A 17,219-nucleotide genomic window follows, 5' to 3' on the forward strand; every position below is an offset into this window, starting at 1 on the left:
CGAGCCGCCGGCTCCGGTGGCGGCCTGAGCCGTAAATCCCCGCACAGCCCTGGAGGGCGACGCATCCCCTCCCTTCAGGGAGGGGAGCCTTCAACGTCCGGCCCAAGGACGGGCGGGCGCTGTTCTTCGTCGTGGAAAGCGACCGCGCGCGCCTCGCGGACTTGGCGCAGCGGCTCGGGGGCGGACGGCTCGACGTGCGGGTCGGCGAGGGGTGTCCACTGACCGAGGCAGCCGCCGCCTTCGCCGCTGAGCGCCGCGTCAGCGGCAGGGCGATCATCCGGGTTGCCGAGGATCCCCAGTGATCACAGAGCGTCGCAACTCCATGATCACCAGGACCCGTGCCCGACCTGTCGTCGGTGTCCCCAGCCGCGCTATCCGCGCGACTCTTATTTGATCTTGCGGTGTCATGGACGCCTGGTCAGCAGTCGACGAAGCTGCGCCTGCAGGGCCAGTAGCCGGGTGACCGACTGGATCCTCACCCACCCCGACGACCGGGGAGAGACCGATCGCGCCGTCCTCAAGGAACTCCGCGACCGTGCGGACTTGGACACGGCTGCGCACTCGTCGCGCGGTTCGCTGTGCTGCTCGTCAACCTTCGCGGCCAAGACGAACTCGAGCAGTGGACCACGGACGCCGAGGCCGGCAGCCTTCCTGAACTGCGGGGATTGGCTACTGGCCTGCGCAAGGGCGGGGACGCCGTCATGGCCCTGCACGGGAACTCCGGCCCCATGGAAGGCCACGTCGACCGGATCAAGGTGCTGAGACGGCACATGTTCGGACGCGCGAAACCGGACCTGCTGCGCAAGCGCGTCCTGCTCGCTTCCTGAAACCGCCCAAGTCCGTTCGCTATGCGCGACGTGTGACGCCGGTAGCGGCCAGCAGGTTCCGGATCTCATAGACGTCTTTGCCGGTGCGCGAGGCGATCTGGGCAACGGGCTCGCCCGAGCGGTACGCGGCCACGATGGCCGCGCTCAGCCTCCGGCGGGCCACACGGACGGACTGCTCTGCTGCGCGCATGGCCGCAGTCGCCTCCTCCAGCGTGTCCTGACCGTCGTAGCTGTCCTTTGTCATAATGCCATCGTGCCAGCCAGCGGAGCGGGATCGATATGGTGGGGGCCGAGCGCCGTCGGCAAGCGGCGGCCGGTGGCGGCGATGAGGGATAAGGGGTGGGAACGTGGCGGGAGAGACGCTGGTGACCGTGGTGGGCAACCTCACCGCGGACCCGGAACTGCGGCACACCGCCTCCGGCCTGCCGGTGGCCGGGTTCACGATCGCCTCCACGCCCAGGGTGTTCAACCGCGAGCGGAACGAATTCGTCGACGGGGAGCCGTTGTTCTTGCGCTGCTCGCTGTGGCGACAGGCTGGCGAGAATGCGGCGCAGTCGCTGACCCGCGGCACCCGCGTGATCGTCACTGGCAGGCTGCGGCAGCGCACCTTCGATGACAAGGAAGGCCAGCGCCGCACCACCGTCGAGATCGACGTCGAGGACGTCGCCGTCTCCCTCACCTATGCGGCAGCCCAGGTCACCAAGACCTTCCGCACGACCCAGACCACCGAGACACCAGCCCCGGCTCCCGTGTCCGCGACACCCCCGGCGGAGCAGGACCGCGATCCTCATTCGTTCTGAGCGGCCTGCCGGCACCGCCCCAACCGGTCGGCGTCCTGCCGGTAGTGTGGTCGCATGTCCCGCAAGCGCCGCCCCGCACCGCCACGACACACCCTTGCCGAGCGGACCCCCGTCATACAGGCCGAGGAACTTGAGGCCCTGGCGCGGGAATATCCCCAGGACCGAGAAGAAATCCTCGTGGAGGCGGCGGGCTGCTGGAACGACGCCGGCCAGCACGACCGGGCCCTCGCCCTCTACCAGCTGCTGCTGGACAGCGGGTGCGAGGATGCGCACCTGATCGAGGCATACCGGATCAACACCCTGTGGGAAGCCGGCCGGACCGGCGAGGCCCGTGACGCGGCCGCACGCCTGCGGCGCCAGCACCCCACCGATGCCGGGGCCTGGAACTTCGTCGCCGAGACCTTCGAAACCGCCGGCGAACTCCACGACGCGGCGGACTGGTTCACCGCGGGCCTCACGCATCTCCTGGGACCTGCCACCCCCCTTACCCGCGCCGCAGTCGAACACGCCTCCGACCCCAGCGGCATCGAGATGCTCGTCATCGGCCGCCACCGGGTCCGGCGCCGACTCGCCCAGCCGCACGACGACCTCGACCGTCTCGCCGACGAACTCCACGAGCACCACCCGGCCCTGCTCCGCGGCCCCGGCACCCTGGACGACCTGCACGACCCAGACCACCTGCGGGCCGCCGAGAGCAGTGACCCGGACGTCCTACGCGCCTCGATCGAGAAACTCACCGCCGAGGTCGCCGCACGCCGCGCCGCCCTGTCCAGGCCCCGCATGACCTGCGCACTGTTCTGGCCGGAGACCGAGTTCACCCGGCTTCTGACCCAGTGGCCCGCGCTGGAAGAGGCTTACGGGGCTGATCACCACGAACACACCCGCCGCGTCGAGGAGATCCTGCGCCGCCTGTCCGAGGAGGGCGAACCGCATCTGGGCATCGCTCAGGCCAGCGTGAGCGACTTCGAGGAATTCACCCGCAACGAGGGCATCTCCCCGCAGGACGGGGACACCCGCGCCGAATACGCCGCCGACCTCGCGGCCCGGGGCCGGGCCCAGGCATGGCCCCCACCCCGCAACAGCCCCTGCTGGTGCGGCTCTTTGCGCAAGTACAAGAAGTGCTGCGGCAACCCCGCCCTGACCTGACCAAGATCAGAAGGCACCGTTCACTAATGCTCGCGCGACAGAGCCACCTCAAGCCGGTCGAACAGATACTCCACAACCAGCAGGGCCAATACCGCCGCCGGCAGCACGATGCTGACGGGCACGCCATGGGTGATCGCGACCGCGGCCGCGGCCAGGCCCAGGGCCAGGGCGACGGCTGTGGCGATCCGAACGGTCACCGAGCCGAGGCGGATACGGCATACGGGACACCGGGCCAGCCACCGCAGGACCAGGCGCGGGGCGCGGGTTGCAATCGGAGTGAAAACGGCGATCCGGTGCGGCCCTTCGAAGGAGACTGCCGTCGGCCGGCACAGTCCATCCAACCCCATCCGGTTCGTTCACGGTCATCCCCTCGGCCCGTCGCGGCACCACCGAGCCCGCCACCGGGCCGGGCGTCGGCTCTACGACTCCGCCAGACGGCTCGGCCAGCACGTCGGCGACCGTCTCACGGGCATCGGCCAGCCGAGCCAGTCTGCTCTCCGCCTCGCCGAGCGCGGCCTGCACCCACTCAGCCTTCTCCCGCAACCGTGCCACCTCTTTCCCGGACCTTCTTCTCCACTTTTAGCCGGTGGGGAAATTGAATCCTTGGCTGGAGCCGCGAAGCGGCGGAGCGCGCTGCGTTGTCAGTGGCTGCCGTTAGGGTGAGCGCACCAGCTTTGAGCAGCCGAAACGAGATGGGGGTGGGTTGCTGTGATCCGGGCGTACAAGTTCCTGCTGCGGCCCACCGTCCGGCAAGAGCAGGCTCTCGCCGAGATGCTGCGAGACCACTGCTCGCTCTACAACGCCGCACTTCAGGAGCGGCGGGACGCCTACCATGGCAGCAGCGAACCGTTGGCCGTCCGAGGAGGACGTCACGCCGATCGCCTGTGCGCCGCACCGACCGCGCTGCCGCTCTTGGTTGGGAGTCACCGACCGAGCGCCTGCAGCACCGGATCGCCCAGAGACCCCAGCCACTGGGCGAGCGCAACAAGGGTTCCCGCGACCGACCCTGCCGCGGCCGTCAGGGCGCCGGCCGAGGTCAGGATGCGGGTGATGCGGGCGAGCCGGTCGGCGGCGTCGGGGCGGTCCGGAGTGGGGCTGGTGATGGCGGCGTTCAGGCCTGCGACCTCGTTACGCACCTTGGCTGCGACATCGGGCGGCAGCGCGGTGCGGTCGAGTGCCTCGCGAAGGCGGACGACCAGTTCACCGGGATCCTGAGGCGCGCCGTGGAAGGTGCCGTGCTGACCGCCGTGGATGGTCTGGTCACCCGCAATGTTGTTGATATTGCCCTGCTGACTGCCGATGTGGAAGGTCATGGCCCGTTCCTGTCAGGGGTAGAAGGTCATGCGCTCGTAGGCGCGACGGCGGGCGGCGGCAATCACATGCAGGACCAACCCGACGATCATCAGGATGATGCCGATGGCCGCGGCCACCCAGCCGAACAGGAAGATCGGAACTCCACCGATCTGGTCACCCCACACCGTTCCGAGGTCATCGAATGAAGGAACGGAGGAGGGATCAGCCGAATCAACCGGTTGCTGGAGGCCTCTGCTGACCACGCCCATGAAGCGCAGGACGCCCCATGCGAAGACCGCAAAGCCGCCGACCGCGAGCAGGAAACCCACAAGAATGAGCCGCCGACCCTTGCTACGGGCGGCCGCCACTTCCTTCAGGAAGCTTTGCTGCGCCTCCTGGATGTACTGGTCCCGCCCCACGTTGTTGATGCTTCCGGCCTGCTGGGACCTGACGTTGAAGGCAGGTGCCTGTGCCGTCTGTGTGATGGATTGAGCCGGATCGTCGAAGCGGGCGCGGACATCGCCGAAGCTGATGGTGTCCCCCGAATACAGCCGCTGAGGCCCCCGCACCGGGCTGCCATTGACATAGGTTCCGTTGGTGGAGGACAGGTCCTCGATCAGGACTTGCGCGCCGGACCTGCTCAGCTCGGCATGACGGCCACTCACATGCGGGTGCTCCAGGCGCAGGTCGCAGCCAGGCGCGCGTCCGACAACCTGGCGGGCGCCTGTCAATACAAGTGCGGTGTTCCGAAACTGAGCCGGATCCGTGATCACTAGCCGCGGTCTGGCCACGCTGTCGCCTGAGCCCATGGCGTCCCCCCGTCATGGACGAGTCCATGGGGGGATTTTAAGGAGCCGCATGAGCTATAGGGAAGAAGAGGTATAAAAGCAGACGCCTGTTCTGGATCCGACATTCGCCGTATTGGCCATTGGCAGGAAGAGTGACGCTAGGCACGCCAGAGCACGCCTTCTCCCACCTGAAAAACCGGCGCATCCTGACCAAGCTTCGCCTTCACGCCCGGCACGCCACGACCCTCCTGCGGACCCCTCCCCGTCCTCACGAACCTTGAGATCTACCGCTGACAGCTGATCTACAGTCCGCCGCTGGCGCGCTCCGACCGTGTGGCCGTGGCACGCTGCGAAGGTCCTCGGTGTGTGCGGTGGCCACCGCCGCAGCGGCGATCACTCCGTAGGTGAGATGGTCCGCCACCTGCGGCCACCGTGGCAGCGCGCGGATCTGGGCGGTACGTCTGCCCGGCACACTGAAGTCGAGCGCGGCGATCGCGAGTCCGGCCAGCGCACCCCACGCGGTGGTCGCCCGTCGCGGCAGCACGGCCGCGAGCGCCACGCCCCAGCCGACGCTGAGCCCCAAGTGGACGGGGATTGCCGCAGCGAGCAGTCGCGCCGAGCGGGCTTCGTCCGGCAGCAGCAGCGATCCGGCCGCGCGGGTCGCCGCCAGCGGATCACGCCGCGTGGCCAAGGCATGCAGCGTCGACGGCACACCACTGAGCACACCAGCGACAATGCCCGCGCGCACCCCGGTTCCGAAGACGGTCATACCCTTGGGCTAACACCATGCGGGCACACTCCGCAAATGACACGCCGGTAGGTCACGCAGAGCTACCTTTTTCTCTGAAGACACAGGTGGGAGTCCGGGGGACTTCCATCGAGGCGGGATCGCCCTGTCGGCGATGAACGTCGCCCTGGACGGCGTGCGTGTCCGCCATCGCCTTCACCACGGCGAGCCCGCACCCTTGCGTGGTGGCCCGTGCCGCAAGCTACGGGCGCTCGCTATCCGCCGGGCGGGCACTTACCCCGCCGCAGCCGTCCTGCGCGGCGCCCCTTGCGACACCTCGGCCCAGGGGCGCGCCGGCTCCCCGAAGGAGTGGGTGGCGACGTCCAGATCTCCACCGCGGCGGTCAGTGCCTGGGCGGCCCCACAGGGCGGCAGCCACGAGGAAGGGCCTGGCGCGTAGGCGGCTTTAGGACGCCTAGTGCCGGTAGGCCTCCACCCAGGCCCATCTCTCAGGCTCGGGGGCGGGCAGCGGTAGGTCGAGGATGCCGATCGCCTGAGCGTGCCGGCCGTGTCTACACCAGGCGGCGATGGGGCTGCCGGGCCGGTCCTGGAGTGCTGTGACGGTCACGGGGATGCCGAGCACGACGGTGGCGAACGGCAGGGCCAGGCGGTCCTCGATGACCGCCTGGAAGGCGGCGAGCTGTTCGTGCTCGTCGTAGGCATCGACGATCGCCTCTTCGACCAGGGCGTCGAGTGCGGCGGTGGACAGCCTCATCGCCTCTTCTTCCCTTGCGTGCACAGGAGTTGTGCGAGGCGGGCGCCGACCGGGGTGATGCTGGGCAAGGGCTCGTGCGCGAAGTGATCTGCCTTGCGGCGGCGCAGCAGGTCCTCCCCGTCGCGTTCCCAGGTGAAGGTGGGCTTGCGCAGGAGTGCGCGGAAGACGGCGTCGGTGTTGCCGGGATGCCGCTGGACCAGGCGGCGGATGGCCAGGGGAGCGACGGAGTCGTCGTTCAGGTACTGCCTGAGCCGGCTCAGGTAGGTGCGGTCACGGGCCAGCGCGGGATCGGTGAACAGCGCGTCAAGGTGGCCGAAGTCGGCGTAGTAGCACAGGCCTTCGGTCTCGTCGAAGATCACGGCGACGGTGTCCGCGTCGCAGAGTTCTTCGGGCAGACTGCTGAGCTCGTCGAGGGAGGGCCTGCCGTTCATCGCCTGCGCGGCGGTGTCGTCGTCGAGTTCGGCCAAGGCCCTCTCCTGCCGGTGACGGTGGTACTCCCGCATCCGTACGGGCGCCTCGCCAGCATCCAGGACGGGCAGGTCGGTGCCGAACACCTCGATGAAGTCGGCGCGGGCTTCGGCCTGCATCTGCCAGGCCTTGCGCAGCATGTCGGGATTGCGGCGCAGTAGCTGCGGATGGGCGGTGAGCGTCTGGACGGCGACCAGGGCCAGCTGCGGTCCGTCGCCGGGTGGGTAGGTGGTGAGGTTGCCGCTGACCAGCCAGGCATCGGTGTCGGGGTGGACGGGCACGATGCGGCCGGCCACGAACATCCCTGTGCGCAGTTTGCCCAGGGCGCGCCGTCCCAGGTTGGAATGGACCCGGTAGGGGAGGTCATCGAGCAGGTTGTGCAGGACGACGGCATCCCCTTCGCGGCCCTGTACTTCGAAGACTGCCTCCACCACCTCGCGCCAGCCGAGCAGCATCGCCCGCTCGTCCTCGCCGAGCGGCGGCCGCCGCTCGGCCGTAAACCGCTCCAGAACGCTCGAGCCGTCCGCCAGCCGGTGCTGCAGCACGAAGTGGTCGATGGTCTCGATGACCATCGCCTCGTTGAGGAAGCCGAGCCGGTCCGCTGCCTCCTCGATCCGGGCATCCAACCGCCGGGCAAAGCGCGGACTGTGCGCGAAGGCCACCAGCTCGCTCTTCAGCTCCCCGCTGCGTGCCACCAGTCGGGCGATGTGGGGCAGCACCGTGGGGGAATCGCCGTGTTCCACTACTGCTTCTTTCTGCCTGTTCTTGCTGTGGGGTGCGTTGTCGCAAGCCGCCGCCCCGGGGGGTGCGGTCCGTGGCTGGACGTCAGGGGCCGGGCGGCCGGGTGTGGTCCATGAGCTGTTGAGCGAGCCGTTCGGCATTCAGGGCGCGCACGGCGGCGTCGACGGCAGCGCGGTCGGTGAGGTCGACCTCCCGCGCGGCGAGGGCAGCCGCGATCTGCTTGGCCGGGCCCCACGCCTCCTCGTCGTCGAAGGCCGCGTGGAAAGCGGGCGTATGCGTGGCGACCGCGGCGACGACGGGAGCGATCCACGGCGTGGGGACGTCGCGTTCGGTGAGCGCGAAGGTCACCCATCGCTTCAAGACAGCGGGCAGGAGAGCGCGGTGTGCCTGATCGAGTACCGTCTTGCGGGGCAGCCAGTCCCCCAGGAAGACGGCGACCTGGCCGGGGCTCCAGCACAGCGGCCCGCGGCTGAGGTAGTTCTCCGCGTAGTCCAAGAACAGCTCGGCCAGCGACCGGGCGGTGCCGGCTTCCTCCGCCCAAGGGGCGCCCACCTGTGCGAACGCATCCAGCACACGGGCCCGCTCGCCCTGCGCAAGCGGCTGGTGCTCGGGCCAGTCGGGCAGGTGGTCCCGGCAGCGCGCCCAGGCCAGTGCCCGCAGGGCGACGACGTCCTCATCGTCGGGCCGAGGCCAGGTCATGTCCGTCAGCCGCAGCGCCGCAGCAAGATCCGCGAGCACCTCGGCCGTGTCCTGCTCGAGAAGCGGCATCGGCACCTCGTCCTCGCCCCGCGTCGCCTCCCAGGCGTGGGCCGCGTGTGGCTCAAGCAGCGCCAGCTTGTCTACCAGCGTGCCGCCGACTTCGCCGATGTGCGCCATCAGCGTGTGCGGGACGGGGCCGTCGTAGTCGATGAACAGCACCCGCTCGCTGTCCCACACGTCCACCGCGCACCAGGCCCCCACCGGGCGGTGCGGGTCGGCCGCGTGCCACGCCGGCAGCGGCTGTGAACCGGCCAGAACCTCCACCGTCTCCTGCAGCACGGCGTGGCCGGCGGGCGGAGCGACTCGCTCAAGCGCGGCCACCGCGGCCAGGCCAAACGGGGACGGTTTCATCAAAGCCCGTCCCACCACCTCGCGGCACAGCAGCAGTTCCGGTTCGCGTTCGGTCATCCCCGCGCCCAGCCACGCCTCGCCCAGGCAGCCACTCGCCCACGCCTCCGCGGCAAGGACATCTATGTCTTCAAGGCGCAGCGTTCGGGCCTGCCGTAGCACACGGTCCGACAACCGCACAGGGCCCGGCGAACGACGAACTGACTGTTTGCCGCCACGCGAGGTGCGGCGGCCACGACTCTTCGGCATGCCCTCGAGTCTGGCAGAGCAGCATGCGGCGCGGACCGAGTAGTTCGAGGACAACCCTCGCCAGGGTGGTGGCGGGTGCCAGGAAGGCGGACAGCCGGCAGAACAGACGCTGTTGGGCGGGCGCGGTGAGCCTCGTGGGAGGTGCCGCTGGTGGCGGTGCCTGGGCCGTTTCCGGCTGTGGACTGGGGTGGCGCCAAGATCCCTGTTTCACGGTCTGGTGCGGGGCGGGCTGAGGTGGTCGCCGGGCCATAGGGAACCGCCTGCCTCGGCCCAGGCGAGGTGGTGGCGTACCTGGTTAAGGAGCGCTTTGCGCTCTGGCGGGCCGTAGGAGGTGCATTCCTGGGTGGCCGGGTCGACGACGCGGACCGTGCTGTCGGGGCCGCTGCACAGCAGGGCCCGTTCGATGGGCGCAAGGCCCAGGCCGAGTGCGTCGCAGCCTTCGCTGCGGATGAGCCGGACAAGGTCGGCCACCACCGCCTCCCAGTCGCCGACATCGCCCCAGTGGGCGCCGCCGCCCAGTTCGTGGGTGAGCGTGGCCAGCGGCACGATCTCGCCCGGTCGGCGGCCTGTCACCAGCCGGCGGTGGATGCGCATGCCGTCGGGCTGCTTGATGCGGGGGTGGAGCAGGCAGGCCGCGGCGACGACGGAGGTGTTGATCTCCCGGGCGGACAGCGGGTAGTACGGTTCGTGCGCGAACAGCAGATACAGGGGCATGCCCGGCTGCTGGTGGCCGTCTGGCACACGCTCGTGCTCTGCAGGGACCGGGGGCTTGCTCGGCTCGTTCATGCGTTGCTTCCTTCCGCAGGTCGGGTCGATGCGGTGGTGCACGTGGTGCAGCGGCCGTCGCCGCCGGGGCGGGCGCGGCGGGGAGTGGGGCCGGGGCAGGCGCGGCAGGGCGGCCAGCCGAGGCAGGCCGGGCAGAGGTCCTCGCCGGGCGCGGTGGCGGGAACGCCGCAGCCGGCACATTCGACGAGAACCCGGTGGGTCAGGGCCTCGCTCACCGTGCGCGCCGCAGCGGAGCTGGTCGGCCGTCGCGGCGGGTCGCCCCCCACGGGCTCGTGGTGGCCGGCCGCGATGGCAGGCGGAGGGTAGGCCTGAGCAGCGCGCAGACGAGCGGCGATGATCGCCCCGACCGAGGTACGCACCGGGCTGGGCAAGGGCCGGTCTGCGATGACATGACGCAGCTGCTCAGCTCTCCAGCCGGCCTGAAGCATCACCGTCACAACGCGGCCTTGATCGGTCAGCGCCTGCCCGGTCAGCAGCAGCTCAGGGCGCAAGGCTCCGAGTTCGAGCAGCAGCCGGATCCCTGGGTGCATCGCATCCGCCGCCGGCGTGTCCGGCAGGGGCGTCGGCGTGTCCGGCTGGTCCGTCCGTCCAGGTGCTCGCGCGGCTTCGCTGCGGTCGCACGGACGGAGGGGGCTGGTGTTCTGCTTGTTGGTCTTCTGATCGTTGGTGTTCTTAGTGGGCCGATGAACCGACGTCGGGTTATCCACCGGTGGAAAACCCGACATCGGTTGCGACCTGCTGCTTCGCAGGCCGGGCAGGTCGGTGATGACGTACGCGGCCGCGCCGAGGGTGCCATCCGGGTGGCGCTCGCGCTCCCTCAGCAGGAAGCCGTGCTTCTCCAACTCCTTGAGCCCGCTCTTCACAGCGGCCTCGCCGTCGCGGCCGCGACGCGCCAGGTCGGTGACGGTCATCCGCCAGCCGTCCCGGTGCGTACTGATGAGTCCGAAGAGCCCCTTCGCCTTGAAGGACAACCTGGAGTCCCGGAACAGGCCGTTGGCGACCTGGGTGAACTGGTCCGCCCCCATCACCCCGCGCCGGATCCCCGCCCCGCAGCCGCGCCGCGCCTCGCCGGCCGGAACGGAGGCGAACGCCGTACCGGCCCCTTGCATGAGGCCGGCGTCCATGGCCGCCGGCCGGTCCGTGATCGAGTAGACGATCTCTGCGAGCGTCCCGTTGTCGTGCCGGACCTGTTCGCGAAGGAGGTAGCCGTACCTTTGCAGTTCGCTCAGGCCTGCACGTACGGCGTCCCGCCCGTCGGGCCCGGCTCTCACGAGGTCGGCGACCGTCACCTGCCAGCCGGCGCGGTGGGTGCTGATGAAGCCGAAGATTCCCTTCGCCTTGAAGGAGATCTTGGTGTCGCGGAACAAGCCGTTGGCGATCTGGGTGAACTGGTCCGCCGCCATCACCCCACGCCGGACCCCCGCCCCGAAGCGGCTCATCGCGATCCCTGACACCTCATGAGCACGCCGCGGCTGAGGCCGTGGGGCGAGCGCACGGGCGCGAGGTGGCCGGGGTCGCTGAGTGAGCAGACGTAGGCGAGGTCCATGCCGTCAGCTCACCCGGCAGCCCCGACCAGGCTGACGGCCACAGTCCCCGACCACCGGTCACGATCCGGCAAACATGCGCCCTGGGCTGCCGTGGTCGGGCCCATGGTCGGCCCGACCACGGGTGTCCCCCGGCGTTCCGGATGGATTAACGAGGCCCGGGGTCCTGCACAGTCGGCGTGTGCAGTCGAGTGCGCACCACGGGAGGCGCCGGCGGCCCCGGGGGGCTGCGCACCGGCAAGATGCAATGCGAGTGGCTACCCGCCACGGCCCTCGCAGCGCTGCTCGCGCTCCAAGATCGCCCCTCGTGACCCTAACGCCACCGCAAGGGGCGGGAGGGACGGTCGGTGTGCACGGCGACTGCGACCGAGTCAGCCACGGAGGCGATCAGAGGGAAACGGCGTGCCCGCCGGGTAGGTCACCGAAGGCCGCTTTGGCACCCGTCGTCACGATCGTGCGCGCGATCGCTTAAGCGCTCGCCGCGATGATCAGGTCGTGGGCACCGCGTGGCTTCCCAGAACGGCGGACGTGGGCCAGGAGGCGGGCGTGGATGCGGGCAGTGTCAGCGGTGTAGTCCTCCACGCGGCCAGCGCAAGCATGCCTCGACGAACTCGTGGCGCTGGTCGCGGTTGGCATCGTTCGGGCCCGGTCCGTTTCGCTGCGGTGAGCATCCCCGCATCGATTCCGTGGCTGGCGGCGGTGTGCACGGGCTGCGTTGAGGAAGGGGTGCGCCTCAGCGCGTCTCGGTGACTTTGGCCAGGGCCCGGGGCGCGTCGGGGTCCTGGCCCCGGGCCATGGTGACCTCGTACGCGAGCATCTGCAGCGGCAGGATCTGCAAGATCGGCTGAAGTTCCTCCGGCACGCCGGACGTCGGCAGGACGAACCCCGCGCAGGCCGTCTCGACCTGGTCCCGGTCACCGATGACGACCAGGTCGGCGCCGCGCTGGCGCAGCCGGTCGAGAACCGGCTGCAGCGCTTGGCCTCCCCTGCCCTCGGAGACGACTGCGATGATCGGCGAGACGTTGTCGACCATGGCGAGCGGGCCGTGCAGCAGGTCCGCGCCCGAGAAGGCCAGCGCGGGAATGTAGCTGGTCTCCATGAGCTTGAGCGCGGCTTCCTTGGCGGTCGGATACCCGTAGCCGCGCGAGGTGAGGATCAGCCGCTCGGCGAACCGGTAGCGGGCGGCCAGCTGGGCGACCTCGTCCCCCCGCGCGAGGATCTGCTGGGCGAGTTCGGGCAGCGCCTTGGCCGCCACGCAGTTGCCGCCCTGCAGCCGTTCGACGAAGAGGTACAGGGCCAGCAGCTCGGCGGTGTACGTCTTGGTGGCGGGCAGCGCCCGCTCCGGTCCGGCCATGACGTCGATGTGGAACTCGGCGGTCTCGGCCAGCGGCGAGCCGGGGTTGTTGGTCACCGCCAGGGTGATCGCGCCGGCATCGCGTGCCGCCCGCGTGGAGGCCACCAGGTCGGGCGAGCCGCCGGACTGGCTGACGGTGATCACCAGGGTGTCGGTGAGGTCCGGTCGTGCACCGTACGCCGTGGTGGTGGACATGGAGGTCAGTCCGGCCGGCTTGCCCAGCATCACCTCGACCAGGTACTTGGCGTACAGCGCCGCGTTGTCGGAGGTGCCGCGGGCGGTAAGCAGGACGAAGCGCGGGGCGCGGGCCGCGATCAGGTCGGCGACCCGATGGATCTGCGGCGCGCCCTGCTCCAGCAGGCGGCGCAGCACCGCCGGCTGCTCGGCCATCTCGGCGGACATCACGCGGCCGGGGCGGTGCTGCTCGGATCCGGCGGGGGTGGTCATGCGGCGGGGCTCCGGTCGGGTGCGGGGTGCGGGGCGGCTGCGGCGTCCAGGGCGAGGATGACGGCGCCGGTAAGCGGCGCGGTCTCGGTGAAGTGCGCGGGCACCAGGGCCGGCGGGAAGGGCACGGCGCGGTCGAGGATGCGGCGCAGCCTCGGCAGGATGCGGTCGGCCGCGCGGGTCAGTCCGCCGCCGGCCGCGATCGTGTCCGGGTCGAGGGCGATCGCCAGGTTGGCGAGATGCATTCCCAGGGTGTCCAGGGCGTCGTCGAGCAGTTCGGCCACGGCTCGGTCGTGCTCGGCGAGGGCGAAGACCTCGGCGGTGGTCACGGCGCGGCCGAGCAGCGCGGAGCCCCGGTCGGCCAGTGCGCGACCGGAGATGTACTCCTCCAGGGGCGCGCGGCCGTCGCCGGCGCCCCGGATATCGGCGGTGCTCAGCAACTGAGAGCCGATCTCGCCGGCGGCCCGGTGCGCGCCGCGCAGCACCCGGCCGCCGACGACGGTGGCGGCGGACAGGCCGGTGCCCAGGTTGAGGAAGATGCCGCACGCGGATGTAGCCAGGGCGCCCCAGCGGGCCTCGGCCAGCGCGGCGGCCTTGACGTCGGTCTCCACCGCGACGGTGTCGATGCCGAAGGCGGCGCCCAGCGTGGCGGCCAGGGCGAGCTGCTCCCAGCCCGGGTTGTTGGGCGCCAGCAGGATCCGGTCGTCCAGCACGATGCCCGGGGAGGCGGCGGCGACGGCACGCAGCGGGCCGTGGCCGTCGGCCTCGGTGCGGGCGACCAGTTCGCGTCCGGCTTCGGCGACTCGCCGCATGACCTGGTCGGCGCCCTGGTCGGCGAGGGTGGCAAGGGTGGCGCGGTGCAGCACGCTGCCGTCCGGGGCGGCTGCGGCGAGCGCGGTCTTGGTGCCGCCGAGGTCGATGGCCAGGACGTGGTACGGGCCGGGGCCGCCCCCGGACTGGGGGTCGGCGGGGTCGGCTTCGACGGTGCGGGTGGTCATGCGGCGAGCCGCTCCTTGTCGGCGTCGAGAGCGGTTGCTGCGTACTGCTCTTGGATCTCCTTGTGGCCGAAGGGCCAGATGCGCTCCTTGCGGGCCCAGAGCGTGAACGCGAGCCCACCGAGGGCAACCCAGGCCAGCGACCACTCGACGGGGTGCCGACCGGGGGCGTTGTGGTCGGCGCACACGTAGATGTAGATCCAGCCGGCGAAGGCCAGCACGCTGGGCAGCGGGTAGAGCCACATCCGGTAGGGGCGGCGCAGCTGCGGCTGGCGTTTGCGCAGCACGGTGAGCGCGACGATCTGGGACAGCGTCTGCACCAGCACCATCACGGCGGTGAGCAGCTGAATCAGGGTTCCCATGTCGGTGTGACGGCCGATCATGAAGCCCACTGCGGTGATGACGCCCATGGTGATCAGGCCGAAGGTGGGGAAGCCGTGCTTGGGGTGCAGCCGGGCGAAGGAGCGGAAGAAGACGCCGTCCCGTGCCGCGTCGAAGGGCACCCGCGAGCCGGCCAGCAGGCCGGCCAGGACCGAGGCGAAGGCGGTGATGAGGATCAGGATGGTGACGGCCTCGGCCGGGCCGCGGCCGAAGGCGTGCTCCAGGATGACCGACGCCATCGACTGGTAGACGGCCGAGTTGGGGTCGAGCATCCGGTGCCAGTCGACCGCGCCGAGCACGCCGACCTGCAGCACCAGGTAGATCGCCATCACGCCGAAGACGGCGGTGACGGTGGAGCGCGGCAGGGTGCGTCCCGGGTTCTTCAGCTCGCTGCCGAGGTAGGCGGCGGTGTTGTAGCCGAGGTAGTCGTAGACGCCCACCGCAAGGCCGGCGCCGAAGCCGGTCCAGAACTTGCCGCCCAGCAGGTTGAAGGCGCCGTGCGGGTAGGTGAAGGCGTAGCTGGCGTGGAAGTGCGAGTACGCGGCGATCACCACGAGGCCCGCGGCGAGCAGCATGACGCCCCACATGATGGTGGCGAGCCGGGCGACGGAGTCGATGCGCCGCCACAGCAGCAGCACGATCAGCGCGATCAGGGCGAGTCCGACCAGGTCGCCGGAGGTCTGGCCCATCGACGGCCACAGGTAGCCGAGGTACTGCACGAGGCCGACGATGCCGGTGGACATGATCAGCGGGATGAAGAGGATCGCCGTCCAGACGAAGAGGAACGGCATCAGCTTGCCGCTGCGGTATTGGAAGGCTTCGCGCAGGTAGACGTATGTGCCGCCGGCGCCGGGCATGGCGGCGCCGAGCTCTGCCCAGACCAGACCGTCGAACAGGGCGAGCAGCGCGCCGGCTATCCAGCCGATGATGGCCTGCGGGCCGCCGAACGCGGCCACCATGAGCGGGATGGTGATGAACGGGCCGACGCCGACCATCTGGCTCATGTTCAACGCGGTGGCCTGGAGCAGGCCGATCCGGCGGGCCAGGCCGCCGGATGGAGGGGGAGTCGACATGACGCTGCGCCTTTGCCTGGGGGGTGGATTCAGGGCTCGGCAAATGTAAGGCGTCCTTCCTAACAAAACAATATGCTGGTGGGAGAACTCACCTGAGCCGACCTGGCAGGATGACGCCCATGCCGACGACGACAGCGGACAGCCCGGACACGCCGCCCTTCACCACGGTCATGCGCGGACCGGGCAGCATGCGGCAGGCGAACGAATGGGTCGTCCTGGAGCACCTGCAGCGGCAGGCGCCGGTGTCGGCCTCCCAGGTGGCGTGCGAGACCGGACTGTCCCGGCCCACCGTCAACCTTGCCATCACCCGGCTCGAGGCCGCCGGACTCGTACGCCAGAGCGGAGTGCGCACCGGCCAGGCCGGCCGCGCCGCCCGGCTGTGGGAACCGGACGTGGACGCGGGCCGAGTGATCAGCGTCCACGTCGGGTCGCGCTGGATCAAGTGCGCCCTCGCCGACCTGGGCGGGACCGTCATCGACCGGCGCCAGGAGCCCTCCCGGACCCAGGACGCGACCGAACTCGTCCACCAGCTCGCGCACCTGGTCACCGAGCTCCTCGACGCCAACGGCGTCAGCCGGAACGACGTCTACAGCATCGTCATCGCCAGCCCGGGCATCTACGACGCGGCGTCCCGCCGGATGCGGCACGCGGCCAACCTACCCGGCTGGGACCGCCCCGCCGTCGTCGAACTGCTTGCCGAGGAACTCGGCGACCGGGTCCGGTTCGAGAACGACGTCGACCTGGCAGCGCTCGGCGAGCAGGCCGCAGGGATCGGCCGCGGCGTCGACGACTTCGTCTACTTCTCGGTCGGCACCGGCATCGGCCTGGGCACGATCACCAGCGGCCGACTGCACCGCGGCGCGCGCGGCGCGGCCGGCGAGATCGCTTTCCTGCTGGTCGGCGACGGCTCCGCCGACCCCGACGGCAAGGTCCACGAGCGCGGCGTGTTCGAAAGTGCCGCGGCGGCCGACGCCATCGCCGCCGCCGCCCGGCAGGCGGGACTGGGTGCAGACTGCTCGCCCGAGCAGGTCTTCCAGGCCGCGCAGGCAGGAAATCCCGCCGCCGCCGCGATCGTGGAGCGGCAGATCGATCTTCTCGCGCGGGCCCTGGTCCCGGTCATCGCCCTGCTCGACCCACAACTGATCGTGCTGGGCGGCAGCGCCCTCGGCCGCCACGCGGCGTCCCTCATCAAGCCCCTCAGGCTCCGGCTCGCCGCACTCATACCCCTGCCGCTGCCCGAACTCGCGGCGTCGGCACTGGACGGAGACGCGACGGTCATCGGCGGAATCGCCCAAGCAGCCACCATCGCATGGCAGCGGGCGTACACCCTCTCGCAGCAATAACGACCTGGCGCCGCAGGCAACCCCCCTGTCGGGTGCCGAACCGCAAGAGGCACAGGTGCGTGCCCGAACCGAAGGCGGCGACCCGGGGAGTGGTTCTTCACGTTGTTGGAGATGGCCCCGAAGCTCGCCGGCGCGCTGAGCGTTCATCCGTTCGAGCTCGGCGCCGGGACCGCTGTCCGGGGCCGTGGCGTGCTGGCGCTGACACCGTATGGGGTCGCGTACGGCGTCCCACCCGGTGTTCCACGCATCTGACGGCCGCCGATGTCCCCGGGAGCGGCTCAGCGGGTGCCTCACGCTGGTCCCGAGCATTCACCGGCTGCCAGGCGGCCTGGCCTCACCCGTTCGGGGCGGCCGGGCGGACTGCCATGTCTTGACGCCC

At 70.4% G+C, this 17,219-nt stretch carries 18 protein-coding genes and 1 pseudogene; 6 read left to right on the forward strand and 13 right to left on the reverse strand.

Features of this window, described 5'->3' with window-relative positions; translation table 11 throughout:
- Positions 1 to 131: 131 nt before the first annotated feature.
- Positions 132 to 302, forward strand: a complete 171-nt coding sequence (locus ACIBJF_RS45805) for a hypothetical protein (RefSeq protein ID WP_399183435.1) — start codon at positions 132 to 134, stop codon at positions 300 to 302.
- Positions 303 to 578: 276 nt separating this feature from the next.
- Entirely contained in the window at positions 579 to 827 is a 249-nt protein-coding gene (locus tag ACIBJF_RS45810; RefSeq protein ID WP_399183437.1) for a hypothetical protein, read from the forward strand.
- A 19-nt stretch (positions 828 to 846) separates the two neighbouring features.
- Here the strand turns inward: ACIBJF_RS45810 and ACIBJF_RS45815 are convergent, their stop codons facing one another.
- The gene (locus tag ACIBJF_RS45815) at positions 847 to 1,071 is read right to left on the reverse strand and encodes a hypothetical protein (protein WP_399183439.1); all 225 of its coding nucleotides are present in this window, start codon (positions 1,069 to 1,071) and stop codon (positions 847 to 849) included.
- Positions 1,072 to 1,174: 103 nt separating this feature from the next.
- On the opposite strand from ACIBJF_RS45815, the gene ACIBJF_RS45820 reads away from it, so the two are divergent.
- Together ACIBJF_RS45820 and ACIBJF_RS45825 are read left to right on the forward strand one after the other, a co-directional pair.
- The gene (locus ACIBJF_RS45820) at positions 1,175 to 1,627 is read left to right on the forward strand and encodes a single-stranded DNA-binding protein (protein WP_399183441.1); all 453 of its coding nucleotides are present in this window, start codon (positions 1,175 to 1,177) and stop codon (positions 1,625 to 1,627) included.
- Between the two features lie 54 nt (positions 1,628 to 1,681).
- Entirely contained in the window at positions 1,682 to 2,773 is a 1,092-nt protein-coding gene (locus ACIBJF_RS45825; protein WP_399183443.1) for an SEC-C domain-containing protein, read from the forward strand.
- Positions 2,774 to 2,796: 23 nt separating this feature from the next.
- Here ACIBJF_RS45825 and ACIBJF_RS45830 read toward each other — a convergent pair whose 3' ends face one another.
- Positions 2,797 to 2,970, reverse strand: a complete 174-nt coding sequence (locus tag ACIBJF_RS45830) for a hypothetical protein (protein WP_399183445.1) — start codon at positions 2,968 to 2,970, stop codon at positions 2,797 to 2,799.
- Between the two features lie 511 nt (positions 2,971 to 3,481).
- Here ACIBJF_RS45830 and ACIBJF_RS45835 point away from each other — a divergent pair.
- Positions 3,482 to 3,649, forward strand: a pseudogene (locus ACIBJF_RS45835) (helix-turn-helix domain-containing protein); the annotation flags it as partial.
- Positions 3,650 to 3,696: 47 nt separating this feature from the next.
- Here ACIBJF_RS45835 and ACIBJF_RS45840 read toward each other — a convergent pair.
- From ACIBJF_RS45840 to ACIBJF_RS45890, 11 genes are all read right to left on the reverse strand, one after another.
- Positions 3,697 to 4,086 carry a hypothetical protein gene (locus tag ACIBJF_RS45840; RefSeq protein WP_399183447.1) on the reverse strand — a complete coding sequence of 130 codons (390 nt, stop codon included), beginning with the start codon at positions 4,084 to 4,086 and terminating at the stop codon, positions 3,697 to 3,699.
- A 12-nt stretch (positions 4,087 to 4,098) separates the two neighbouring features.
- Positions 4,099 to 4,839, reverse strand: a complete 741-nt coding sequence (locus ACIBJF_RS45845) for an FHA domain-containing protein (protein WP_399183449.1) — start codon at positions 4,837 to 4,839, stop codon at positions 4,099 to 4,101.
- A gap of 283 nt (positions 4,840 to 5,122) precedes the next feature.
- A complete protein-coding gene (locus tag ACIBJF_RS45850) occupies positions 5,123 to 5,623 on the reverse strand; it encodes a hypothetical protein (RefSeq protein ID WP_399183451.1) in 501 nt (166 codons plus the stop codon).
- Positions 5,624 to 6,055: 432 nt separating this feature from the next.
- Positions 6,056 to 6,355 carry a hypothetical protein gene (locus ACIBJF_RS45855; RefSeq protein WP_399183453.1) on the reverse strand — a complete coding sequence of 100 codons (300 nt, stop codon included), beginning with the start codon at positions 6,353 to 6,355 and terminating at the stop codon, positions 6,056 to 6,058.
- Positions 6,352 to 7,566, reverse strand: a complete 1,215-nt coding sequence (locus ACIBJF_RS45860; protein ID WP_399183455.1) for a hypothetical protein — start codon at positions 7,564 to 7,566, stop codon at positions 6,352 to 6,354. Before ACIBJF_RS45860 ends, ACIBJF_RS45855 begins: the two co-directional genes overlap by 4 nt.
- Before the next feature lie 82 nt (positions 7,567 to 7,648).
- Positions 7,649 to 8,731 carry a hypothetical protein gene (locus ACIBJF_RS45865; RefSeq protein ID WP_399183457.1) on the reverse strand — a complete coding sequence of 361 codons (1,083 nt, stop codon included), beginning with the start codon at positions 8,729 to 8,731 and terminating at the stop codon, positions 7,649 to 7,651.
- A 396-nt stretch (positions 8,732 to 9,127) separates the two neighbouring features.
- Positions 9,128 to 9,706 (reverse strand): hypothetical protein, encoded by a 579-nt coding sequence (locus ACIBJF_RS45870; RefSeq protein WP_399183459.1) that lies wholly within the window; start codon positions 9,704 to 9,706, stop codon positions 9,128 to 9,130.
- Positions 9,703 to 11,145, reverse strand: a complete 1,443-nt coding sequence (locus ACIBJF_RS45875) for a hypothetical protein (RefSeq protein WP_399183461.1) — start codon at positions 11,143 to 11,145, stop codon at positions 9,703 to 9,705. The genes ACIBJF_RS45870 and ACIBJF_RS45875 overlap by 4 nt, the downstream gene beginning before the upstream one ends.
- Positions 11,146 to 11,983: 838 nt before the next feature.
- Complete coding sequence (locus ACIBJF_RS45880) at positions 11,984 to 13,051, reverse strand: SIS domain-containing protein (protein ID WP_399183463.1); 1,068 nt, start codon at positions 13,049 to 13,051, stop codon at positions 11,984 to 11,986.
- On the reverse strand, positions 13,048 to 14,046 hold the full coding sequence (locus tag ACIBJF_RS45885) for an ROK family protein (RefSeq protein ID WP_399183465.1): 999 nt from the start codon (positions 14,044 to 14,046) through the stop codon (positions 13,048 to 13,050). Before ACIBJF_RS45885 ends, ACIBJF_RS45880 begins: the two co-directional genes overlap by 4 nt.
- Positions 14,043 to 15,497 (reverse strand): APC family permease, encoded by a 1,455-nt coding sequence (locus tag ACIBJF_RS45890; protein WP_399183466.1) that lies wholly within the window; start codon positions 15,495 to 15,497, stop codon positions 14,043 to 14,045. Before ACIBJF_RS45890 ends, ACIBJF_RS45885 begins: the two co-directional genes overlap by 4 nt.
- A gap of 119 nt (positions 15,498 to 15,616) precedes the next feature.
- On the opposite strand from ACIBJF_RS45890, the gene ACIBJF_RS45895 reads away from it, so the two are divergent.
- Entirely contained in the window at positions 15,617 to 16,840 is a 1,224-nt protein-coding gene (locus ACIBJF_RS45895) for an ROK family protein (RefSeq protein WP_399183468.1), read from the forward strand.
- Positions 16,841 to 17,219 lie beyond the last annotated feature (379 nt).

It is taken from the genome of Streptomyces sp. NPDC050743, from assembly GCF_044456925.1.
GTDB lineage: Bacteria > Actinomycetota > Actinomycetes > Streptomycetales > Streptomycetaceae > Streptomyces.

Excerpts from the sequence above, each read along its gene's own strand:
- ACIBJF_RS45840 (WP_399183447.1), bottom strand. The coding sequence starts at position 4,086 with ATGACCTTCCACATCGGCAGTCAGCAGGGCAATATCAACAACATTGCG.
- ACIBJF_RS45855 (WP_399183453.1), bottom strand. The coding sequence starts at position 6,355 with ATGAGGCTGTCCACCGCCGCACTCGACGCCCTGGTCGAAGAGGCGATC.
- ACIBJF_RS45850 (WP_399183451.1), bottom strand. The coding sequence starts at position 5,623 with ATGACCGTCTTCGGAACCGGGGTGCGCGCGGGCATTGTCGCTGGTGTG.
- ACIBJF_RS45895 (WP_399183468.1), top strand. The coding sequence starts at position 15,617 with ATGCCGACGACGACAGCGGACAGCCCGGACACGCCGCCCTTCACCACG.
- ACIBJF_RS45885 (WP_399183465.1), bottom strand. The coding sequence starts at position 14,046 with ATGACCACCCGCACCGTCGAAGCCGACCCCGCCGACCCCCAGTCCGGG.
- ACIBJF_RS45815 (WP_399183439.1), bottom strand. The coding sequence starts at position 1,071 with ATGACAAAGGACAGCTACGACGGTCAGGACACGCTGGAGGAGGCGACT.
- ACIBJF_RS45875 (WP_399183461.1), bottom strand. The coding sequence starts at position 11,145 with ATGAGCCGCTTCGGGGCGGGGGTCCGGCGTGGGGTGATGGCGGCGGAC.
- ACIBJF_RS45870 (WP_399183459.1), bottom strand. The coding sequence starts at position 9,706 with ATGAACGAGCCGAGCAAGCCCCCGGTCCCTGCAGAGCACGAGCGTGTG.
- ACIBJF_RS45880 (WP_399183463.1), bottom strand. The coding sequence starts at position 13,051 with ATGACCACCCCCGCCGGATCCGAGCAGCACCGCCCCGGCCGCGTGATG.
- ACIBJF_RS45890 (WP_399183466.1), bottom strand. The coding sequence starts at position 15,497 with ATGTCGACTCCCCCTCCATCCGGCGGCCTGGCCCGCCGGATCGGCCTG.
- ACIBJF_RS45825 (WP_399183443.1), top strand. The coding sequence starts at position 1,682 with ATGTCCCGCAAGCGCCGCCCCGCACCGCCACGACACACCCTTGCCGAG.
- ACIBJF_RS45865 (WP_399183457.1), bottom strand. The coding sequence starts at position 8,731 with ATGACCGAACGCGAACCGGAACTGCTGCTGTGCCGCGAGGTGGTGGGA.